We start from the raw sequence: 19,399 nt of genomic DNA, 5'->3' as shown, positions 1-19,399 counted from the left end.
CGTCAGCTGTGCGAGAAGATGTCCTGTTCGTCCCAGCCGGCAAGGTCGAGCTCGGACCGGGTCGGCAGGAAGCGGAAACAGGCCTGCGCCATCTTCGTCCGGTTCTCGCGCTCGAGGCGCTCCTCGAGCACAGCCATGAGCGCATGCAGGTGAAGCACGTCCGAGGCCGCGTATTCCAGTTGCGCGTCGCTCAGTTGCTCCGCCGCCCAGTCCGACGATTGCTGCTGCTTGGACAGGTCGACCCCGAGCAGTTCGCGGCAGATATCCTTCAGCCCGTGCCGGTCGGTATAGGTGCGCGTCAGCCGCGAGGCGATCTTGGTGCAGAAGACGGGCGACGTCGACACGCCGAAGGCATGTTTCAGGACGGCGATGTCGAACCGGCCGAAATGGAAGATCTTGGTCTTCTTCGTATCGCGCAGGAGCTTGACGAGATTGGGCGCCTTCTTCTGGCCCTTGGCGATCTGGACCACATCGGCCGTTCCGTCGCCGGGCGAAAGCTGGACGACGCACAGCCGGTCGCGATGCGGGTTGAGACCGAGCGTTTCGGTATCGATGGCGATACTGTCGCTGTAGCGCGAGGCCGCCTCGTCCGACAGGTCTCCCTGGTGCAATCGTATCGTTTTGTCGGCCATGCGGCGCCTCTGTGAATATGTCTCTTTGCCGCCTTCTAGTGCGTTTTCCGTGCAAATGGAAACCGTTGCGGCGGCGGAAAAGTTGCGGGCGCGCAACACCGGGCTTTCACAAACAGTTTTTTGCGCGATGGAGCCTCCGTCGCCGATCATTCGGGTTGCAGTCGAAACCACGATTGACGATACAATCGTTTAAACCGCTTTGGCCTCCCAAGACCATTTCCATCCGATTTCGCCGATCATTGCTTTTATCGGCAGGGGACAGACCATGACAGAAGCCGACTTGCGCGACAGCCTGTTGCACCATCTCAAATATTCCCTCGGCAAGGATCCCGCCCACGCCCATATCTATGACTGGCGGGTGGCCCTGTCGCTGGCCGTGCGCGACCGGATCGTCGATCCCTGGTTCAACGCCACGCGCGCCACCTATGCCGGTCAGCACAAACGGGTCTACTACCTGTCGATGGAATTCCTGATCGGCCGCCTGCTGGAGGATGCGATCGTCAATCTCGGCCTGCTCGACCGGTCGAAGGAAGTCTTCGAGGAACTCGGCATCTCCTTCGAGGCAGTGCTGGAAAACGAGCCGGACGCCGCCCTCGGCAACGGTGGCCTCGGCCGCCTCGCAGCCTGTTTCCTGGATTCCCTGTCGACAGTCGCCTGCCCCGCCCATGGCTATGGCATCCGCTACGAACACGGCCTCTTCCGCCAGCGCTTCGTCGATGGACGCCAGGTCGAAGAGCCGGAGACCTGGTTGTCGGGCAAGCATGCATGGGAGTTCGAGCGTCCCGAGGCGACCTTCGAGATCGGCTTCGGCGGTTCGGTTGTCGAATCCGGCGATCAGGCCGTCTGGCAGCCCGAAGAGCGTGTCATCGCCGCCGCCCACGACACGCCGATCATCGGCTGGCGGGGCAAATGGGCGAACACGCTGCGCCTCTGGAACGCCAAGCCGACGCGCATCTTCGACCTGGAGCGCTTCAATCGCGGCGAATATGCAGCCGCGGCAGAACCCGAGGCTTTGGCGCGCACCATCTCGCGCGTTCTTTATCCAGACGACACCACCGAGCAGGGCAAGGCGCTTCGGCTCAAGCAGGAATACTTCTTCACCGCCGCTTCGCTGCGCGACATCCTTCGCCGCTTCCTGACCGAGTATGATGACCTGCGCAAACTGCCGCACAAGGTCGCCATCCAGCTCAACGACACTCATCCGGCGATCGCCGGCCCGGAACTCGTTCGGCTGCTGCATGACGACAAGGGGCTCGATTTCGAGGAATCGGTCGATATCGCGCGCGGCTGCCTGTCCTACACGAACCACACGCTGTTGCCCGAGGCGCTGGAACGCTGGTCGGAAGGGCTGATGGGATCGCTCCTGCCGCGCCATCTTCGCCTGATCGAGCGGATCGACGATCTGCATGCGCGCCGCAATCCGACCCGCAAGGTCACCGCCATCGAGCATGGTCACGTCAAGATGGGCGAACTGTCCTTCATCATGGCGCACCGTATCAACGGCGTGTCGGCGCTGCATACCGACCTGATGAAGCAGACGGTCTTCTCCGAACTGAACCGTCTGCATCCGGACCGCATCGTCAACGAGACCAATGGCGTGACGCCGCGGCGCTGGCTGCTGTCGTGCAACCCGGCGCTTTCCGGCCTGATCGACAAGTCGATCGGCAATGACTGGGTCGGCCATCTCGACCGGCTGTCGGAGCTGGAGCCGCATGTCGAGGATGCCGGTTTCCGCCACGAATACGCCGAGGCCAAGAAGAAGAACAAGGTTGCGCTGGCGCATTTCGTACGCGAGACCGAGGGCATCATGCTCGATCCGGATGCCATGTTCGACATCCAGATCAAGCGCATCCACGAATACAAGCGCCAGCATCTCAACATCCTCGAGACCATCGCGCTGTGGCGCGCGATGCGCGAGAATCCGAACGCCGGCTGGACGCCGCGCGTCAAGATTTTCGCCGGCAAGGCCGCGCCGGGCTACATCTTCGCCAAGAAGATCATTCACCTGATCAACGACGTCGCCCGCACCGTCAACGCCGATCCGGCGACATCCGATCTCCTCAAGGTCGCCTATCTTCCGAACTACAACGTCACGCTTGCCGAGCGGCTGATTCCGGCCGCGGACCTGTCGGAACAGATTTCGACCGCCGGCAAGGAAGCGTCGGGCACCGGCAACATGAAATTCGCGCTCAACGGCGCTCTGACCATCGGCACGCTGGACGGCGCCAATGTCGAAATCCGCGACCATGTCGGCGCAGACAATTTCTTCCTGTTCGGCATGACCGCACCGGAAGTCATCGAGCGTCGTGCGGTCGATGAACACGCGCGCAAGGCCATCGAGGCGAGCCCGGAACTCGCAGGCGCCATCGCCGATATCGAGAGCGGCGTCTTCTCGCCCGGCGAACCCGACCGCTACGCGGACGTGGTGGAGAACCTGCGCTGGTCGGATTACTTCCTCGTCTGCTCCGATTTCGCGTCCTATTACGACAAGCAGCGCGAGGTCGATGGCGTGTATCTGGACCAGGAACGCTGGATGCGGATGGCGGCGCTCAACACGGCGCGTACCGGTTGGTTTTCCTCCGACCGAACCATCCGCGGCTACATGCAAGACGTCTGGTCGGCGCACTCCGTCCCGATCGGATCATAGCGGCTAAGCGTTCTTGGCTATTGCTATTCGGTGCGAGCCAGATAGCCTTAGGCCATGAAATCCAGACCCGAACCGATCGCAAGCCTGATCACAGAGGAGACGGCGCGTCGCATTGCCGACGGCACGCATGATGATCCGTTCTCCGTGCTTGGGCCACATGAAACAGACGGCAAGACCTGGCTGATCGCGCACGATCCCGGCGCGCAGTCCCTGGCTGCCGAAACACCATCCGCCACCGTCGAACTTTCGCCCCTTCCCGGCGCGCCGACGGTCTTCTACGGCGAGATCCCGTCCGGCGAGCCCTATCGCCTGCGCGGCTCGGCCGATGGAAAAAGCTGGGAGTTCGACGATCCCTACCGCTTCGGACCGGTGATCGGCGAGATGGACGAATACCTGATCGGCGAGGGAACCCATCGCCGTCTCTGGAAGGTGCTCGGCGCGCATGTGATCACGCATGAGGGCACGAACGGCACGCATTTCGCGGTCTGGGCGCCAAGCGCTCAACGCGTTTCCGTGGTGGGTGAGTTCAACTGGTGGGATGGCCGCCGCCATATCATGCGGCGACGCGGCTCCACCGGCGTCTGGGAAATTTTTATTCCCGGAGTCGGCGAAGGAACCCATTACAAATATCGCATCGTCGGACCCGACGGCACGGTACAGCCGCTCAAGGCCGACCCGGTTGGCTTCGGGTCCCAGCATCCGCCGGAAAATGCCTCCATCGTCCGCGACATCGGGGGCTATGGCTGGAAAGACGATAGCTGGATGGAGGAACGTGCCGGCCGCGACGCCCGGACCGCGCCGATATCCGTTTACGAAGTGCATCTTGGGTCTTGGAAACGCCGCCACGACGAAGACAACCGGATGATCTCCTACAAGGAAGCGGCGGTCGAACTCGTCGATTACGTGCATGATATGGGGTTCACCCATATCGAGTTCCTGCCGCTCAGCGAGTATCCTTTCGACGGTTCATGGGGCTATCAGCCCGTCGGGCTCTATGCACCGACCATCCGCCACGGTCCGCCGCATGAATTTCGCGACCTCGTCGAGGCGGCGCATGAAAAGGATATCGGAATTATCCTTGACTGGGTGCCGGGGCATTTCCCGACCGATCCGCACGGTCTCGGCCGTTTCGACGGCACGGCGCTTTACGAGCACGCTGACCCGCGCGAGGGGTTCCATCAAGACTGGAACACATTGATCTTCAACTATGGCCGCGTCGAAGTGGCCAACTATCTGGTGTCCAACGCGCTCTATTGGCTGGAGGAATATCACGTCGATGGGCTGCGCGTGGATGCTGTCGCCTCGATGCTCTACCGCGACTATTCGCGCAAGGAAGGCGAGTGGGTTCCCAACAAGCACGGCGGACGCGAGAATCTCGAGGCCATCGCCATGCTTCAGCGCATGAACACCACAGTCTATGGCGAAGTCGGAGGCATCATGACCGTGGCCGAGGAAAGCACCAGCTTTCCCGGCGTGTCGCGGCCGGTCGATAGTGGCGGCCTCGGTTTCGGCTACAAGTGGAACATGGGCTGGATGAACGACACGCTCGATTATATCGGGCGCGAGCCGATCCACCGGAAGTTCCATCACCACCAGATGACTTTCGGCCTGCATTACGCCTTTTCGGAGAACTTCATCCTGCCGATCAGCCATGACGAAGTCGTGCACGGCAAGGGCTCGATGCTCGGGCGCATGCCGGGCGATGAGTGGGAGCGCTTCGCCAATCTGCGGGCCTATTACGGCTTCATGTGGGCCCATCCGGGAAAGAAGCTCCTTTTCATGGGCTGCGAGATCGCACAGCCGACGGAATGGAACCACGAAGGCGAGGTCGCCTGGGAACTGACGCAGTATCCCAACCATCAGGGCGTGCAGCGCTTGGTGCGCGATCTCAATACGCTCTACCGGGCGACGCCCGCACTGCACGTCAAGGATTGCGAAAGCGACGGCTTCCAGTGGATCGAAGCCAATGCGAGCGAGGATTCCATATATGCGTGGATCCGCCTCGGCGGGCCCGATGATCCGCCGGTTGTCGCGATCTGCAATTTCACGCCGGTCGAGCGCCGGGACTGGTTGTGCGGCTTGCCCGCAGCCGGGCGGTGGCGCGAGGCGCTCAACACCGATGCGGATATCTATGGCGGCGGAAATCGCGGCAATATGGGCGGCGTGACCGCGACAGGCGAGGGACACCACGGCCAGCCGGCCTCGGCGCGTGTCACACTGCCTCCGCTGTCGACCGTTATTCTGGCATTCGAGGCGTGACCAAGGGAGGAGACGCAACCATGGCAATTTCCCGGTTAACGAACAGGAGCATGGCATTTGTGCTCGCGGGTGGAAGAGGTAGCCGGCTAAAGGAATTGACCGACCGCCGCGCCAAGCCCGCCGTTTATTTTGGCGGCAAGACCCGAATTATCGACTTCGCCCTTTCGAATGCCCTGAATTCCGGGATTCGCAAGATGGCGATCGCCACCCAGTACAAGGCGCATTCGCTCATACGGCATTGCCAGAGGGGCTGGAACTTCTTCCGGCCGGAACGCAATGAATATCTTGATATTTTGCCGGCTTCACAACGCGTCGATGAGAACATGTGGTACATGGGAACCGCCGACGCGGTGACGCAGAACATCGACATCGTGGACAGCTACGATGTGGACTATGTGCTGATCCTGGCGGGCGATCACGTCTACAAGATGGATTACGAGGTGATGATCCGCCAGCATGTCGAAACGGGCGCCGATGTCACGGTCGGCTGCCTGACGGTGCCGCGCGAGGAGGCGACGGCCTTCGGCGTGATGGCCATCGACACGAATGATCGCATCACGGATTTCCTGGAAAAACCGGCCGACCCGCCGGGCACGCCGGAGGATCCCGATGTCGCGCTCGCCTCCATGGGCATCTATGTCTTTTCCTGGCCCTTTCTGCGCGAACTGCTGCTCGCCGATGCCGCCGATCCGAATTCGCGGCATGATTTCGGCGGCGACCTGATCCCCGACATCGTCAAGAACGGCAAGGCCATGGCGCACCGCTTCTCCGAAAGCTGCGTCAAGCACACGCCCGAGGCACCGGCCTATTGGCGCGATGTCGGTACGGTCGATGCGTTCTGGAAATCGAATATCGACCTGACCGATTTCACGCCCGATCTCGACCTGTGGGACCGCAACTGGCCGATCTGGACCTATTCGGAGAGCGTACCCCCCGCGAAATTCGTCCATGACGAGGAAGCGCGGCGCGGTACGGCCGTCTCGAGCCTCGTTTCCGGCGGCTGCATCATCTCCGGCACGGAAGTGCGCAACTCGCTCTTGTTCACCGGGGTTCATTCGAATTCCTTCTCGGTCCTCGAACATGCGGTTGTGCTGCCCTACGCGGTCATCGAGCGGAATGCGCGGTTGCGCAATGTGGTCATCGACCGCGGCGTCGTGGTCCCGACCGGTCTCGTCGTCGGCGAGGATCCGGAGGAAGACGCCAAGTGGTTCCGCGTCAGCGAAAACGGCATCACCCTGATCACCCAGCAAATGCTCGATCGGAGAGCCGCCGGATGAGGCAAGCGCTGTCCGTGGCGTCGGAATGCGCGCCGCTGATCAAGACTGGCGGACTGGCCGACGTCGCGGGCGCGCTACCCGCAGCCATGCTGGAGACCGGGTGGAAGCTTCGGACGCTGTTGCCGGGATATCCTTCCGTCATGGCCGCTCTGAAACGAAAACGTGTGGTTCGCGAGGATGCCGACCTCATGGGCGGTCCGGCGCGCCTGCTCGAAGCGACGGTCGCCGGGCTGGACCTGCTGGTCCTCGATGCGCCCCATCTCTACGACCGCGAGGGCGCGATCTATCTCGGACCCGACGGGAAAGACTGGCCGGACAATCCAGAACGCTTCGCCGCGCTGAGCTGGATCGCCGCCGCTATCGCGGCCGACGGCGTCGGTGACTGGCGTCCGGAAGTCATGCACCTGCATGACTGGCAGGCATCGCTTGCGCCGGTCTATCTGCGCGAAATGGACGCGCCGGCCCACGTTCCCAGTTTGCTGACCATCCACAACATCGCGTTTCATGGCATGGCCCCGGCGTCACGGCTGGAAGGGCTGCGCCTGCCGCCGTCGGGGTTCCAGCCGGACGGGTTCGAATATTACGGCGCGATCAATGCGCTCAAGGCGGGGCTGGTCTATGCCGACAAGCTCTCGACGGTGAGCCCGACCTATGCGCGCGAATTGATGCTGCCGGAATTCGGCATGGGGCTCGACGGCGTCCTGCGCAGCCGTCGCGCCGATCTGGTCGGCATTCTCAACGGCATCGACGAGACCTTCTGGGACCCGCAGACCGATCCCGAAATCTCCCCCTTCAAATCGCCGAAGAAAAAGGCGGTCAATCGCGCCATGCTCATCGAGGAATTCGGCCTCGCCCATACCGAAGGCCCGCTTGCGGTGGTGATCTCGCGGTTGACCGAACAGAAGGGCCTCGACCTGCTGCTCGACGCGCTGCCGGCGTTTGTCGCGCGCGGCGGCCAGGTCGCACTGCTCGGATCGGGCGACGCCGCGCTCGAGGCATCGTGGCAAAACGCGGCCGACGGCATGCCGCAGGTTTCGGTCCGCATAGGATACGACGAGGCGCTGTCGCACCGCATGATGGCGGGCGGCGACGCTGTCATCGTGCCGTCCCGCTTCGAGCCCTGCGGCCTGACCCAGCTCTATGGGCTTCGCTACGGCGCGATCCCGGTCGTCGCTATGACAGGCGGGCTGGCCGACACGGTTATCCGCGCCAATGACGCGGCGCTGGTTGCCGATGTCGCAACCGGATTCCAGTTCTTCCCCGTAACAGCGGATTCGCTTGCCGACGCGCTCGGGCGGCTGTGTGACCTCTTTGCGGACAAGCCCGCCTGGGAGCGCATGCAGCGCCGCGCGATGCGCCACCCCGTCGGCTGGTCCGCCTCCGCGCCGCGCTATGCGGCGCTCTACGAAAGCCTCGGAAAGCATCCATGACGCAAGACTTCTCGATCTGCGCCGGCCGGCCGGCGCCCGTTGGCGCGACCTTTGACGGCGACGGCGTCAATTTCGCGGTGTTTTCCGAACACGCCAGCCGCATGACGCTGTGCCTCTTCTCGGAAGACGGCAAGAAGGAAATTGCGCGCCTCGATCTGCCCGAACGCGATGGCGATGTCTGGCATGGTTACATTCCGGGCCTGCGCCCGGGACAGCTCTACGGCTACCGCGCATACGGTCCGTATCGCCCCGACGAGGGGCATCGTTTCAATCCCAACAAGCTGCTGATCGATCCTTACGCCAAGCGCCTGACCGGCCATCCGGAATGGTCGGACGCGCTGATGGGATACGAGAGCAGCCGCAAGCGTGACGATCTGAGCTACGACAAGACCGACAGCGCGCCCTTCATGCCCCGATGCGTCGTCGTCGATCCGGCCTTTTCCTGGGGCGACGACGCGCCACCGGACACGCCGGTCGCGGAGACGATCGTCTATGAGGCGCATGTGAAGGGCATGACGCAGCTGCATCCCGATGCGCAGCCGCGGGGCAAGTTCCCGGGCCTCGCCTCGGAACCGATGCTCGATTATCTCGTCGATCTCGGAATCACGACGATCGAGCTCCTGCCCTCGCAAGCCTTCCTCAACGACCGCTTCCTAGTCGAGCGCAACCTCACCAATTACTGGGGCTACCAGACCATCGGCTTCTTCGCGCCCGAGCCGCGTTATTTGCACGAGGGCGACATCGCCGAGTTCCAGACCATGGTCGCCCGCTTCCACGCGGCGGGCATCGAGGTACTGATGGATGTGGTCTACAACCACACCGGAGAGGGCAACGAACTCGGTCCGACGCTCAGCTTCCGCGGTCTCGACAACCGGTCCTATTACCGGCTGGAACAAAACCCGCGTTACTACGTGAACGATACCGGCACCGGAAACACGCTCAATCTCGACCATCCGATGGTGCTGCGCATGGTCATGGATTCGCTGCGCTACTGGGTCGAGGTAATGCATGTCGACGGCTTCCGCTTCGATCTCTGCTCCACACTCGGGCGTACGCCCGCCGGGTTCGATCGCGGCGCGGCCTTCTTCGACGCGGTGCGTCAGGATCCGGTCCTGACAAAGGTCAAGCTGATCGCCGAACCTTGGGATATCGGCCCCGGCGGTTATCAGCTCGGGGCTTTTCCGCCACCCTTCATGGAATGGAACGACCGGTTCCGGGACGGCGTTCGCCGGTTCTGGCGCGGCGATCCCGGCCGGGCGCCCGACCTTGCCGATCGCCTGACCGGGTCGGCGCTGCAATTCGATCACTCCGGACGTCCGGCGACATCTTCGGTCAATTTCGTCTCGGCCCATGACGGCTTCACGCTTGCGGATGTGGTCGCCTACAATTCCAAGCACAACGAGGCGAATGGCGAGGACAATCGCGACGGCCATTCTGAGAATTATTCCTTCAATCTCGGTGTCGAGGGGGAGACCGACGACATCGGCATCCTCGCGGCTCGGGAGCGCCGCCGCCGCAACATGATGGCGACGCTGCTCCTCGCCCAGGGCACGCCGATGATTCTCGCCGGCGACGAGATCGGCCACAGCCAGGGCGGCAACAACAACGCCTATTGCCAGGACAGCGAGATCAGCTGGATTGACTGGGAGAACGGCGACGACGCTTTCCTCGATTTCACGAAGCGCATGATCGCCTTCCGCAAGGCGCATCCGATTCTGCGCCAGAAGCGTTTCCTGCACGCCCGCGAACGCGCCATGGACGGCAAGGAAGACCTTTTCTGGAGCCGCGCCGACGGTACGCCGATGACGAGCGAGGACTGGGATGACCCGGATCTGCGCCTCGTCTGCGCCGAGTTGCGCACGGCGTCCGGCACGCCGCCCTATGCGGCGCTCGAGGCGGCGGTTTTTGCCGTGTTCAACGCAGGGCCGGATGTCGAGGTCGCGGTTCCCGATGATCCCGCCGGACAAACATGGAGCCTGCAGATCGACACAGCCCATCCCGAAACTGAACCGAAAACGGTTCATGGCGGCAAGGTCTCCGTGTCGGCGGCGTCGGTCGTGGTTCTCGTTTTGGAGAAGACCGGATGAGTGAGGCGCTGGAGGCGTTGGCGGAGACCGCGGGCCTTGTCTGGCGTTTTCACGACGGCGCGGGGCAGTGGCGGGAAGCGCCCGACGACAGCATTCGCGCCGTGCTTGCGGCGCTCGGTCTCGCCGCTGAAACCGATGGCGATGCCGCCGATACCCTTCGATCACTCTCCGAGGCGCGGCAACGCCGCATCCTGCCCGAATGGATGGTTGTTCGCGCTGACGAAGCGCCCGCCCTCGAAATGGCCGCGCAGGACGCGGTCGAATGGCGGCTTGAATGCGCTGACGGTTCGCTGCGCGAGGGCAGGGCGGAAGGCCGGCTTGAACCGGGGCATCTTCCCCTGGGGCGACACCGGCTTTTTGTCGGCGGCACTGTCACCACCTTGCTGGCCGCGCCGGACCGCCTGCCGGAGCCGCCGCGCGGTTGGGGCGTCACGCTGCCCCTTTACGGATTGCGGCCTGAGGCCGGAGGCGGCCTCGGCACCTATCGCGACCTTGGGCGCGCGGCCGGTGCATTGGGCGGACTTGGCGCGGGCTTTCTCGGCATCAATCCGGTCCATGCCGGCTTTCCGAATGATCCGCTGAACTACAGCCCCTACGCGCCGTCGAGCCGCCGCCATCTGAACGTCATGCATATCGAGACGGGTCAGGAAGGCGCTTCCGACGAAAGCGAACTGATCGAATATCCCGAGGCTTTCGCGCGGCGCGGCAAGGCGCTGAATGACGCTTATGCGCTTTACCGCGCCGGCCCGGCTGATCCGGCCTTCGACGCCTGGCGCTCGGCGCGCGGCGAGGAACTCGAACGCTTCGCGATCCATCAGGCGCTGTCTGACGTGCATGGCGCGTACTGGACGGACTGGCCGCAGGAGTACCGCGATCGCGACGGGACCGCTGTGCGCGAATTCGCCGCCGCCAATGACGACCGCGTGCGCTTTCATGCCTGGCTGCAATGGCGTGCCGAAACTCAGCTTGCCGACGCCCAGCGGGAAGCGCATGGCGCCGGCATGCATTATGGGCTCTATCTCGACCTGGCGGTCGGCGCCCATCCCTCGGGTGCCGAGACTTGGGCCGATCCGGAGCATTTCGCGCGCGGCGTGTCGCTCGGTGCGCCGCCCGACGCGTTCTCCGCTGATGGTCAGGTCTGGGGCGTCGCGCCGCTATCGCCGCTGGCGCTTGCCCAAAGCGGCTTTTCGGTTCTTGCCGACACGCTGCGCGAGCAGTTCCGCTTTTCCGGCCTCTTGCGGATCGATCACATACTGGGGTTCGATCGCGCCTTCTGGTGTCCGGAAGGCCTGCCTGGTCTCTATGTAATGATGCCGAAACGGGCGATGCTCGCCGTCGCGCGTATCGAGGCGGCGCGCGCCGGCGCATCGATCGTCGGCGAGGATCTCGGCAATATTCCCGACGGGCTGCGCGCCGATCTGGACGCTTCCGGCATTCTCGGATGCCGCGTCGCCGTCTTCGAGCGCGAATGGCAGGGCGACCGTGGTTTCCGTAACTCCTCGACCTACGATCCCCAGACGCTGGCATCCTTCGCGTCGCACGACCTGCCGACCTGGCGTGGTTGGCGCAAGGGGCTCGATATCGATTGGCGCGCGAGGATCGGGCACATGGATGGCGAGGCGGCGCAGCGGGAGCGGCACGCCCGCCACGACGATGTCGAGGCATTTGGCCGGACGATCGAAAATCACGAGGGCTGCTTGGACGCGCTTCACGCTTTCCTCGGACGTTCGGCTTCCCGGCTTGTCGCGCTTCAGGCCGAGGATATTCTGGGGCTGGAGGAACAGGCCAATCTTCCGGGCACCGTTTTCGAGCATCCGAACTGGCGACGGCGCCTGCCGGTTCCCGCCTCAGCATTCTCGTCGGACGATCGCTTTGCGCGCGCGGCCGACATCATGCGACAATCCGGCCGATAGGAGGCAAGCCATGCAACGCATCTCTGTTCAGACGACGCCCATCGAGGGCCAGAAACCCGGCACCTCCGGCTTGCGCAAGAAGACGCATGTCTTCATGGGCCCGCATTTTCTCGAGAATTTCATCCAGTCGATCTGGATCGGCATCGGTGGCGTCGAGGGCAAGACGCTCGTCCTCGGCGGCGATGGCCGGTACTTCAACGACCGCGCCGCTCAGGTGATTCTGCGCATGGCGGCCGCTTCCGGCGCCAGGAAGATGATCGTCGGGCGCAACGCGCTCCTGTCGACACCCGCCGCCTCCAATCTGATCCGGCTGCGCGGCACCGATGGCGGCATCATCATGTCGGCCAGCCACAATCCCGGCGGTCCGGATGAGGATTTCGGCGTAAAGTTCAACATGCCGAATGGCGGTCCGGCGCCAGAGGAGGTCACCGACCGCATCTTCGCCGCGACCGGTACGCTCACCGCCTACGATATTGCCGAGACGCAGGATATCGACCTGTCGCGCATTGGCACGACGGACCTCGCCGGTATGGAAATCGAGATCGTCGATCCGGTGGCCGATTATGCGGCTCTGATGGAGACGTTGTTCGACTTCGATGCGATCCGCGCTTTGCTGGCGTCGGGATTCCGCCTGCGTTTCGACTCGATGCACGCCGTGACCGGTCCCTACGCGACAGCGATTCTCCAGGAAAATCTCGGCGCGCCGGCCGGCAGTGTCGTCAATGCCGAACCGCTGCCGGATTTCGGCGGCGGACATCCGGATCCGAACCCGATCTGGGCGAAGGAATTGATGGACGTGATGTTCGCCGACGATGCGCCGGATTTCGGTGCGGCCTCGGATGGCGACGGCGACCGCAACATGATCGTCGGGCGCGGCATCTACGTCACCCCGTCCGACAGCGTCGCGGTTCTGGCCGCCAACGCCCATCTTGCGCCCGGTTATTCCGACGGATTGAAAGGCGTGGCCCGGTCGATGCCGACAAGCCGCGCGCTCGATCGGGTGGCCGAGGCGAAGGGCCTCGACTGCTACGAGACGCCGACCGGATGGAAGTTCTTCGGCAATCTGCTCGACGCCGGCCGCGTGTCGATCTGCGGCGAGGAAAGCGCCGGAACGGGCTCCGACCATGTGCGCGAGAAGGACGGGCTTTGGGCGGTGCTGCTCTGGCTCAACATCCTCGCCGTCAAACGCCAGTCCGTCGCCGAGATCATGAACGAACACTGGCGCGAATTCGGACGCAACTACTACTCGCGTCACGATTACGAGGGCGTCGACGCCGACAAGGCGAATGCGCTGGTCGATGAACTGCGCGTCAAGCTCGCCGATCTGCCCGGCAAGGATTTTGCGGGGCTCACGGTCGAGACGGCGGACGAATTCGCCTATGATGATCCCGTCGACGGCTCGCGCGCTGATAAACAGGGCATACGCATCGGTTTTGAGGGCGGCGCGCGCATCGTTTTCCGCCTGTCGGGAACAGGAACCGTCGGTGCGACGTTGCGTGTGTATCTTGAGGACGTCGAATCCGACCCTTCGCGCATGCATCGTGACGCGCAGGAGGCCCTGGCAGACGTCATCGCCGCCGCCGATACGATCGCCGGCATCACACGTCACACCGGCCGTACCGCGCCGGATGTGAAGACCTGAGGAAAAGGGGTCTCCACGGCCCGAAAAGCACGGGAGACAACCATGTCCCTGAAGGACCGCGCCAGCCTCGATACGGAGGCTACAGAAAGACTTGTCGCATGGTGCCGGGAGCAATTGACGACGCAGCCGACCGCCTTCGACGCCGAAGCGCTCATCGCGCGCCGGCTCGGAGCGCAGAAGGTCGGCGACCGCGTCGAGTTCGGATTCTGGACACCGGAACTGCTCGATCATCGGGTTCCCGATGGAGATGTGTTCCTCGAAGTCCTGTCTCCGGTCGGCGATATCGATCTCACCCGCGCGCACCAGACCGTCACATTCGAGCGCGTCTATCTCCCGGTAATGCGCTACGAGGCCCATACCTTCGCCAGCGTCGCCGGTCTCAAGGCAGGCACGCGTGGCGAAATCGGGGATTTTTATGCGCTCGCATGGCGTGATGCAGCGGGCGACTGGCACCGTATTCTCGATCCGCTGGCCGCGTCGCTGCCATTCGGCACGATGGCGCCCGCCGAGCTTTACGACCTGGGAACCATGCAGGCGGCGCGCGCGGACCGGGCCTATTACGAGGCGCTCGCCGGTGACGAACCGCATCGTTTCGGCCCACCGACCAACATCCTGCAGATCCATGTTCCCACCGCCACGGCGGGTGGAACGCTGGCCAGCCTCGCGCGGCATTTCGAACGTCTGTCCGATCGCTTGCGTGCCGAGCTGCCGCTGGAACAGGGCGATGCGCTCTACCTCGGCTACGACGCGGTCCAGTTGCTGCCGGTCGAGCCGACGACGGTCTACGAGACCGGGCCCGATTTCTGGCAGGAGGCCGACGGAACGGACCAGTCCGTAACCGTTGGCCTGACACGGCCGGACACGACCAATTGGGGATATGACGTCGTCATTTCGGGGATGGGCGCGGTCAATCCGGTGCTTCTGGAAAGCGGCCGGCCGGATGAACTGGCCGATCTAGCCGCCGTGCTGCACAATTTCCCGGGAAAGCCGAAGATGATGGTGCTCGACGTGGTCTTCGGCCATGCCGACAATCAGGGCCTCGACGCGCTCAATCCGCATTTCTTCGCCGGCCCGAACATGTACGGCCAGAATCTCGAATACAAGAATCCGGCGGTTCGCGCGATCCTGCTGGAGATGCAGCGCCGCAAGGTCGATTTCGGCGCAGACGGCGTGCGTATCGACGGGGCGCAGGACTTCAAATGGTGGGATCCGCACACCCAGTCCCTCAAGCATGACGACGACTATCTTCGCCAGATGACGGAGGTGGAGCAGGAAGTCGCAGGCACGCGGTTCCGGCCTTGGTTCATTTTCGAGGACGGCCGGCCTTGGCCGCAGGAGGACTGGGAACTGTCCTCCACCTATCGCGCCGTGATCGAGAATCTGGGTGACGAGGACATTTTCCAGTGGGGCCCGCTCACCTTCGCCCACAACACGCCGTTCATCTACGGCTTCTGGCTGTCGAAATACTGGCGAATCCGCGAGATCGCGCAATACGGGGCGAACTGGATTTCGGGAACCGCCAACCATGACACGCTGCGCCGCGGAACGCAGGTCAATCCGAAGCTCAACATCAACACCCGCCTCGGACGGACACGCATGGAAATTCTCGATACGGCCTATGACAATCCGGCCGTCTCGATGCTCACCTATGCGGCCTTGCCCGGCGTGCCGATGGATTTCCTGAACGCGGCGGCGCGGGCGAGTTGGGGTTTCATCCGCAACCAGGACGACCGCTATGGCGTCAAGGTGGTTGCCGAGGAGGCGATCTCGCTGAAATGGCAGGTGGACGAATATTCCTACTCGGTGCCGTCCAACTTTCGCCGCCTGAAGGAGATCGGCTTCACGACGCGCGAGGAACTCGTGCGCTTCTTCGAGATATTGCCGGCGCTGGTGGAGGTCACCGAATACGACCTCGACAAGATTTCGAGCCTCCTGAATGCGGTCGAGCCGAAACTCGCGGGGCCGGAAACCTTTACGCCTGACGAGTTGAAGGCGATCGCGCGGGCGTGGATGGACGACATGCACGAATACTGCAATGTCGCCCACTCGCTGCCGCTGCTCGATCCGAGCCAGACAGGCTTCATGCTGGCGCTGCGCAAATTTCGGCGATCCAATTCATGGCTGCGTGACAATCTGGGAACAAACGACACGTTCGACTATCTGCGACCGGTGGACGGGCGCACCGTTTTCTCCTGCCTTCGGCATGGTCCCCAGGGCAAACAGGTCTTCACCGTAACGCATATGGAAGGCGGCGAAACCGGCGAGTTCGATCCGCTCACGCTGCCGGTTCCGGGCATTCAGGGGATGGGATGGCGTCTCGTTCTCAAGACGCCCTCCATCGACGACGCCTATGTCGGTGGACCCATCGTCCTCCACGACAGCGCCGGGCTTGTTTACGAACGCGTGGCCTGACCGTCAGCTTCGGTCCGTTCTCGCGGCGCCGAAACGGTCATGCGACAGCGCTGTGACGATGCCCCGCAATTCGGCGAGCCCCTTCATGCGGCCGATCGCCGGATAGCCGGGCTGCGCGCGGCGGCCGAGATCGTCCATGATGTCCTGGCCATGGTCGGGGCGAAACGGGATCGACTGGTCGGCGCGCCCCGCCGCGCGCCGTTTTGATTCCTCGGCGAGCACCGCCGCGATCAGCGCAACCATGTCCGTGTCGCCACCCAGATGCTCGGCTTCGTGGAACGAGCCGCGCATCGCGTCGGTCTCGCGTTTCACATTGCGCAGATGCAGGAAGTGCACCCTGTCGCCGAGCCGTTCCATCATCCCCGGAAGGTCGTTGTCCGGGCGCGCGCCAAGCGAACCGGAACACAGCGTGATGCCGTTGGACAGGCTCGGCACGGCTTCGAGGACCGTTCGGTAATCGGCCTCGGTCGACATCACGCGCGGCAGGCCGAGCAGGCCGAAGGGCGGATCGTCCGGATGGCAGCACATCCGGATTTCGAGCTTTTCCGCGACCGGTACGACCTCCGACAGGAAGTCGATCAAGTGCGCGCGCAGCCGCTCCGGCGTGACGTCGCTATATTCGCCGAGATGCGTCTTCACCTGGTCCAGCGTCATGTGTTCCGCCGCGCCGGGCAGGCCGAAAACCACATTCGTCGCCAGCTGCGTCTTGCGCTCTTGGCTCATCGCGGCGAAGCGCGCGTCGGCTTCATCGGCGATCCCGGAAGGGAAATCGTCGCGCGCACCGTCGCGCTTGAGGATGTGGATGTCGAAGGCAGCAAAATCCGCGTAGTCGAATCGCATGCATGTTCCGCCTGTCGGCAATCGCCATGCGAGATCGGTGCGGGTCCAGTCGAGAACCGGCATGAAATTGTAGCAGACGGTCGAGATACCGGCCGCCGCCAGGTTTGCGAGGCTTTCCTTGTAAGTCTCGATATGGGCGCGCCAGTCGCCGCTCTGCTTCTTGATGTCTTCGGATACGGGAAGGCTTTCCACCACCTCCCACGCGAGCCCGGACGGACTGCCATCGGTCTTTCGGCCGATCTCGGCCTGGCGTTTGGAAATCTCTTCGCTGGACCAGACCGTTCCGGTCGGCACGTGGTGGAGGGCGGATACGACTCCCTCGACGCTCGCCTGAAGCATGTCGTCCACCGACACTCTGTCCTGCGGCCCGAACCAGCGCCAAGTGCGTCGCATTCCCGTTCCTCTCCCCTCGCGGCTTGTCCCCCGCGGTCTTTCTTGGCCGGTGACCCGGCAGTTACTCCACGAACAGGTCGGGATGTTCCGCCGAAAGCTTCGGCAGCGACTTCAAGATCTCGCGCAGATGAACGCGCATCGAGGCTTCCGCCTTGTCCGGATCGCCGGCAATGATGCCCTCGGCGATGGCGCCGTGCTGGGCGATCAGCGTGGCGACCGGAGTCGCCATCGGAATAGACAGGAACCGGACCCGGTCCATCTGGGCTTTTAGTCCCTCAAGCACTTTCCAGGCGCTTTCGCAATCCGCGGTGCGTGCGATGGTCTGGTGAAACTGCTCGTCGAGGCGCAGGAATTCCGTGTAGACGCCGCTCTGTTCGGCGATTTTCTGGTGTTCGAGACAGGCTCTGAGGTCGGACGCGGCCTTGGCGTCGATCCGTTCCGCCGCCTTGCGCGCGATCGCCACCTCGATCGCCTCGCGCAGGAAGCGTGCGGTCTCGACCTCGCGTTTCGAAATCAGCAGCACATAGGTGCCGCGTTGCGGGCGAACCTCTACCAGCCCGGCATCGGCGAGCTTGATGATCGCCTCGCGTACGGGTTGGCGCGAAACGCCGAGCTGGCGGGCGATTTCCGTTTCCGAAACGGCGTTGCCCGGCTTCAGCTTCAATTGCACGATCGCCTGGCGCAACACGTCGAAGACATGGCTTCCCATGGTCGCCTGGCGTGGAGGCGCCCCCAATTCGAGGCTGTATTCTAGGTCTGGTTTAACTGTCATCTTGACTCAAGATATACTACCATACTAGTCTCCCGTCAAACGAAGATGCGCCGCATCCGGCGTTGTCAGGGAGGAGAAGACCGATGAAACACTTCAAGATCAAGTCCGTCATTGCCGCTGCGGCGATGACCTTTGCGGCCGGCGGCGCGTTGGCCGCCGACTATACGCTCAGCGTCAACACGGCGCTCGCGCAGTCGGACCCGCTTTACAAGGGCCTCGAGGCCTTCCAGTCCAACGTCGCCGAGGCTTCGGGCGGCCGTCTGGAAGTCAAGCTGTTCCCCAACTCGCAGCTCGGCCCCGATGAGGACGTCCTCGAACAGGCCCGCGCCGGCGCACCGGTCGCGGTCATCGTCGATGGCGGACGCCTCGCCGTTTTCCAGGAGGAGTTCGGTGTCCTCGGCGCGCCTTTTCTCGCATCCGGCTATGACGGCATCCGCAAGGTCGTCACGTCCGACATGTTCGAGGACTGGGTTTCCAAGCTGCACGACGCATCCGGACACCAGGTGCTGAGCTTCAACTGGTGGCAGGGTGAGCGCCACCTCCTGACCAACAAGGAAATCAACGGTCCCGAAGATCTCGCAGGCGTCCGCATGCGCACACCGGGCGCGCCCGTCTGGGTCGAGACGATCAAGGCGATGGGCGCGACGCCGACGCCGATGCCTTGGGGCGAGGTCTATTCGGCTCTGCAGCAGAATGTCATCGATGCTGCCGAGGCCCAGTTCCCCGCCATCACCGGCGCCAAGCTGGACGAGGTGATCACCCACATCACCAAGACGGGGCACATCAACCTGATCACCGGCATGGTGACCTCGGCGCAGTGGTTCGATTCCCTGCCGGACGACCTGCAGACGATCCTGCGTGATGAGGCGCTGAAAGCCGGCGATATCGCCTCCTACGGAACGCGCGATTCGCTCGAGCAGATCGAGGCCGACCTGACCGCCAAGGGCATCAAGATATCCGCTCCCGATGTCACGCCCTACCGGGAAGCGACTGCCGGGGTCTACGACATGCTGGGCTATGGCGATTTGCGTGATACGCTGCGCGCGATGGCTGCCGAGTAGAACCCGCATCCGCAGGGAAGCGACTGGACAGGGG

Annotated in this window: 12 protein-coding genes; 9 read left to right on the top strand and 3 right to left on the bottom strand. The window is 63.5% G+C overall.

Going from position 1 to position 19,399, the window contains the following annotated elements; genetic code table 11:
* Positions 1 to 2: 2 nt before the first annotated feature.
* On the bottom strand, positions 3 to 632 hold the full coding sequence (locus ACQK2M_RS00145) for a ribonuclease D (RefSeq protein WP_223479226.1): 630 nt from the start codon (positions 630 to 632) through the stop codon (positions 3 to 5).
* Between the two features lie 265 nt (positions 633 to 897).
* Here ACQK2M_RS00145 and ACQK2M_RS00140 point away from each other — a divergent pair, with 265 nt between their 5' ends.
* The 8 genes from ACQK2M_RS00140 to gghA are packed head-to-tail and all read left to right on the top strand — an operon-like array spanning position 898 to position 16,299.
* On the top strand, positions 898 to 3,279 hold the full coding sequence (locus ACQK2M_RS00140; protein WP_223479225.1) for a glycogen/starch/alpha-glucan phosphorylase: 2,382 nt from the start codon (positions 898 to 900) through the stop codon (positions 3,277 to 3,279).
* A 54-nt stretch (positions 3,280 to 3,333) separates the two neighbouring features.
* The gene (gene glgB, locus ACQK2M_RS00135; RefSeq protein ID WP_425416106.1) at positions 3,334 to 5,538 is read left to right on the top strand and encodes a 1,4-alpha-glucan branching protein GlgB; all 2,205 of its coding nucleotides are present in this window, start codon (positions 3,334 to 3,336) and stop codon (positions 5,536 to 5,538) included.
* 20 nt (positions 5,539 to 5,558) lie between these two features.
* A complete protein-coding gene (gene glgC, locus ACQK2M_RS00130) occupies positions 5,559 to 6,815 on the top strand; it encodes a glucose-1-phosphate adenylyltransferase (RefSeq protein WP_425416105.1) in 1,257 nt (418 codons plus the stop codon).
* The gene (gene glgA / locus ACQK2M_RS00125) at positions 6,812 to 8,245 is read left to right on the top strand and encodes a glycogen synthase GlgA (protein ID WP_425416104.1); all 1,434 of its coding nucleotides are present in this window, start codon (positions 6,812 to 6,814) and stop codon (positions 8,243 to 8,245) included. The genes glgC and glgA overlap by 4 nt, the downstream gene beginning before the upstream one ends.
* Positions 8,242 to 10,332, top strand: a complete 2,091-nt coding sequence (gene glgX, locus ACQK2M_RS00120) for a glycogen debranching protein GlgX (RefSeq protein WP_425416103.1) — start codon at positions 8,242 to 8,244, stop codon at positions 10,330 to 10,332. The genes glgA and glgX overlap by 4 nt, the downstream gene beginning before the upstream one ends.
* Complete coding sequence (gene malQ / locus ACQK2M_RS00115) at positions 10,329 to 12,245, top strand: 4-alpha-glucanotransferase (RefSeq protein WP_425416102.1); 1,917 nt, start codon at positions 10,329 to 10,331, stop codon at positions 12,243 to 12,245. Before glgX ends, malQ begins: the two co-directional genes overlap by 4 nt.
* Positions 12,246 to 12,255: 10 nt before the next feature.
* Positions 12,256 to 13,887: an alpha-D-glucose phosphate-specific phosphoglucomutase gene (locus ACQK2M_RS00110; RefSeq protein ID WP_425416101.1), complete on the top strand. Its 1,632-nt coding sequence runs from the start codon at positions 12,256 to 12,258 to the stop codon at positions 13,885 to 13,887.
* Between the two features lie 42 nt (positions 13,888 to 13,929).
* Positions 13,930 to 16,299: a glucosylglycerol hydrolase gene (gghA, locus tag ACQK2M_RS00105; RefSeq protein ID WP_425416100.1), complete on the top strand. Its 2,370-nt coding sequence runs from the start codon at positions 13,930 to 13,932 to the stop codon at positions 16,297 to 16,299.
* A 3-nt stretch (positions 16,300 to 16,302) separates the two neighbouring features.
* Here gghA and uxuA read toward each other — a convergent pair whose 3' ends face one another.
* The gene (gene uxuA / locus ACQK2M_RS00100) at positions 16,303 to 17,532 is read right to left on the bottom strand and encodes a mannonate dehydratase (RefSeq protein ID WP_425416099.1); all 1,230 of its coding nucleotides are present in this window, start codon (positions 17,530 to 17,532) and stop codon (positions 16,303 to 16,305) included.
* A 61-nt stretch (positions 17,533 to 17,593) separates the two neighbouring features.
* Positions 17,594 to 18,304, bottom strand: coding sequence for a GntR family transcriptional regulator (locus tag ACQK2M_RS00095; protein WP_425416098.1), 711 nt, complete (start codon positions 18,302 to 18,304; stop codon positions 17,594 to 17,596).
* An 83-nt stretch (positions 18,305 to 18,387) separates the two neighbouring features.
* Here ACQK2M_RS00095 and ACQK2M_RS00090 point away from each other — a divergent pair, with 83 nt between their 5' ends.
* On the top strand, positions 18,388 to 19,365 hold the full coding sequence (locus ACQK2M_RS00090) for a C4-dicarboxylate TRAP transporter substrate-binding protein (RefSeq protein WP_425416097.1): 978 nt from the start codon (positions 18,388 to 18,390) through the stop codon (positions 19,363 to 19,365).
* Positions 19,366 to 19,399: the final 34 nt, after the last annotated feature.

The sequence above is a fragment of the Oricola indica genome, from assembly GCF_965227485.1.
GTDB classification, from domain to species: Bacteria; Pseudomonadota; Alphaproteobacteria; order Rhizobiales; family Rhizobiaceae; genus Oricola; species Oricola indica.
This window is presented reverse-complemented; position numbering and strand designations above follow the sequence as displayed.

Coding starts and splice junctions, on each gene's coding strand:
- ACQK2M_RS00145 (WP_223479226.1), bottom strand. CDS start 632: ATGGCCGACAAAACGATACGATTGCACCAGGGAGACCTGTCGGACGAG.
- ACQK2M_RS00140 (WP_223479225.1), top strand. CDS start 898: ATGACAGAAGCCGACTTGCGCGACAGCCTGTTGCACCATCTCAAATAT.
- glgB (WP_425416106.1), top strand. CDS start 3,334: ATGAAATCCAGACCCGAACCGATCGCAAGCCTGATCACAGAGGAGACG.
- glgC (WP_425416105.1), top strand. CDS start 5,559: ATGGCAATTTCCCGGTTAACGAACAGGAGCATGGCATTTGTGCTCGCG.
- glgA (WP_425416104.1), top strand. CDS start 6,812: ATGAGGCAAGCGCTGTCCGTGGCGTCGGAATGCGCGCCGCTGATCAAG.
- glgX (WP_425416103.1), top strand. CDS start 8,242: ATGACGCAAGACTTCTCGATCTGCGCCGGCCGGCCGGCGCCCGTTGGC.
- malQ (WP_425416102.1), top strand. CDS start 10,329: ATGAGTGAGGCGCTGGAGGCGTTGGCGGAGACCGCGGGCCTTGTCTGG.
- ACQK2M_RS00110 (WP_425416101.1), top strand. CDS start 12,256: ATGCAACGCATCTCTGTTCAGACGACGCCCATCGAGGGCCAGAAACCC.
- gghA (WP_425416100.1), top strand. CDS start 13,930: ATGTCCCTGAAGGACCGCGCCAGCCTCGATACGGAGGCTACAGAAAGA.
- uxuA (WP_425416099.1), bottom strand. CDS start 17,532: ATGCGACGCACTTGGCGCTGGTTCGGGCCGCAGGACAGAGTGTCGGTG.
- ACQK2M_RS00095 (WP_425416098.1), bottom strand. CDS start 18,304: ATGACAGTTAAACCAGACCTAGAATACAGCCTCGAATTGGGGGCGCCT.
- ACQK2M_RS00090 (WP_425416097.1), top strand. CDS start 18,388: ATGAAACACTTCAAGATCAAGTCCGTCATTGCCGCTGCGGCGATGACC.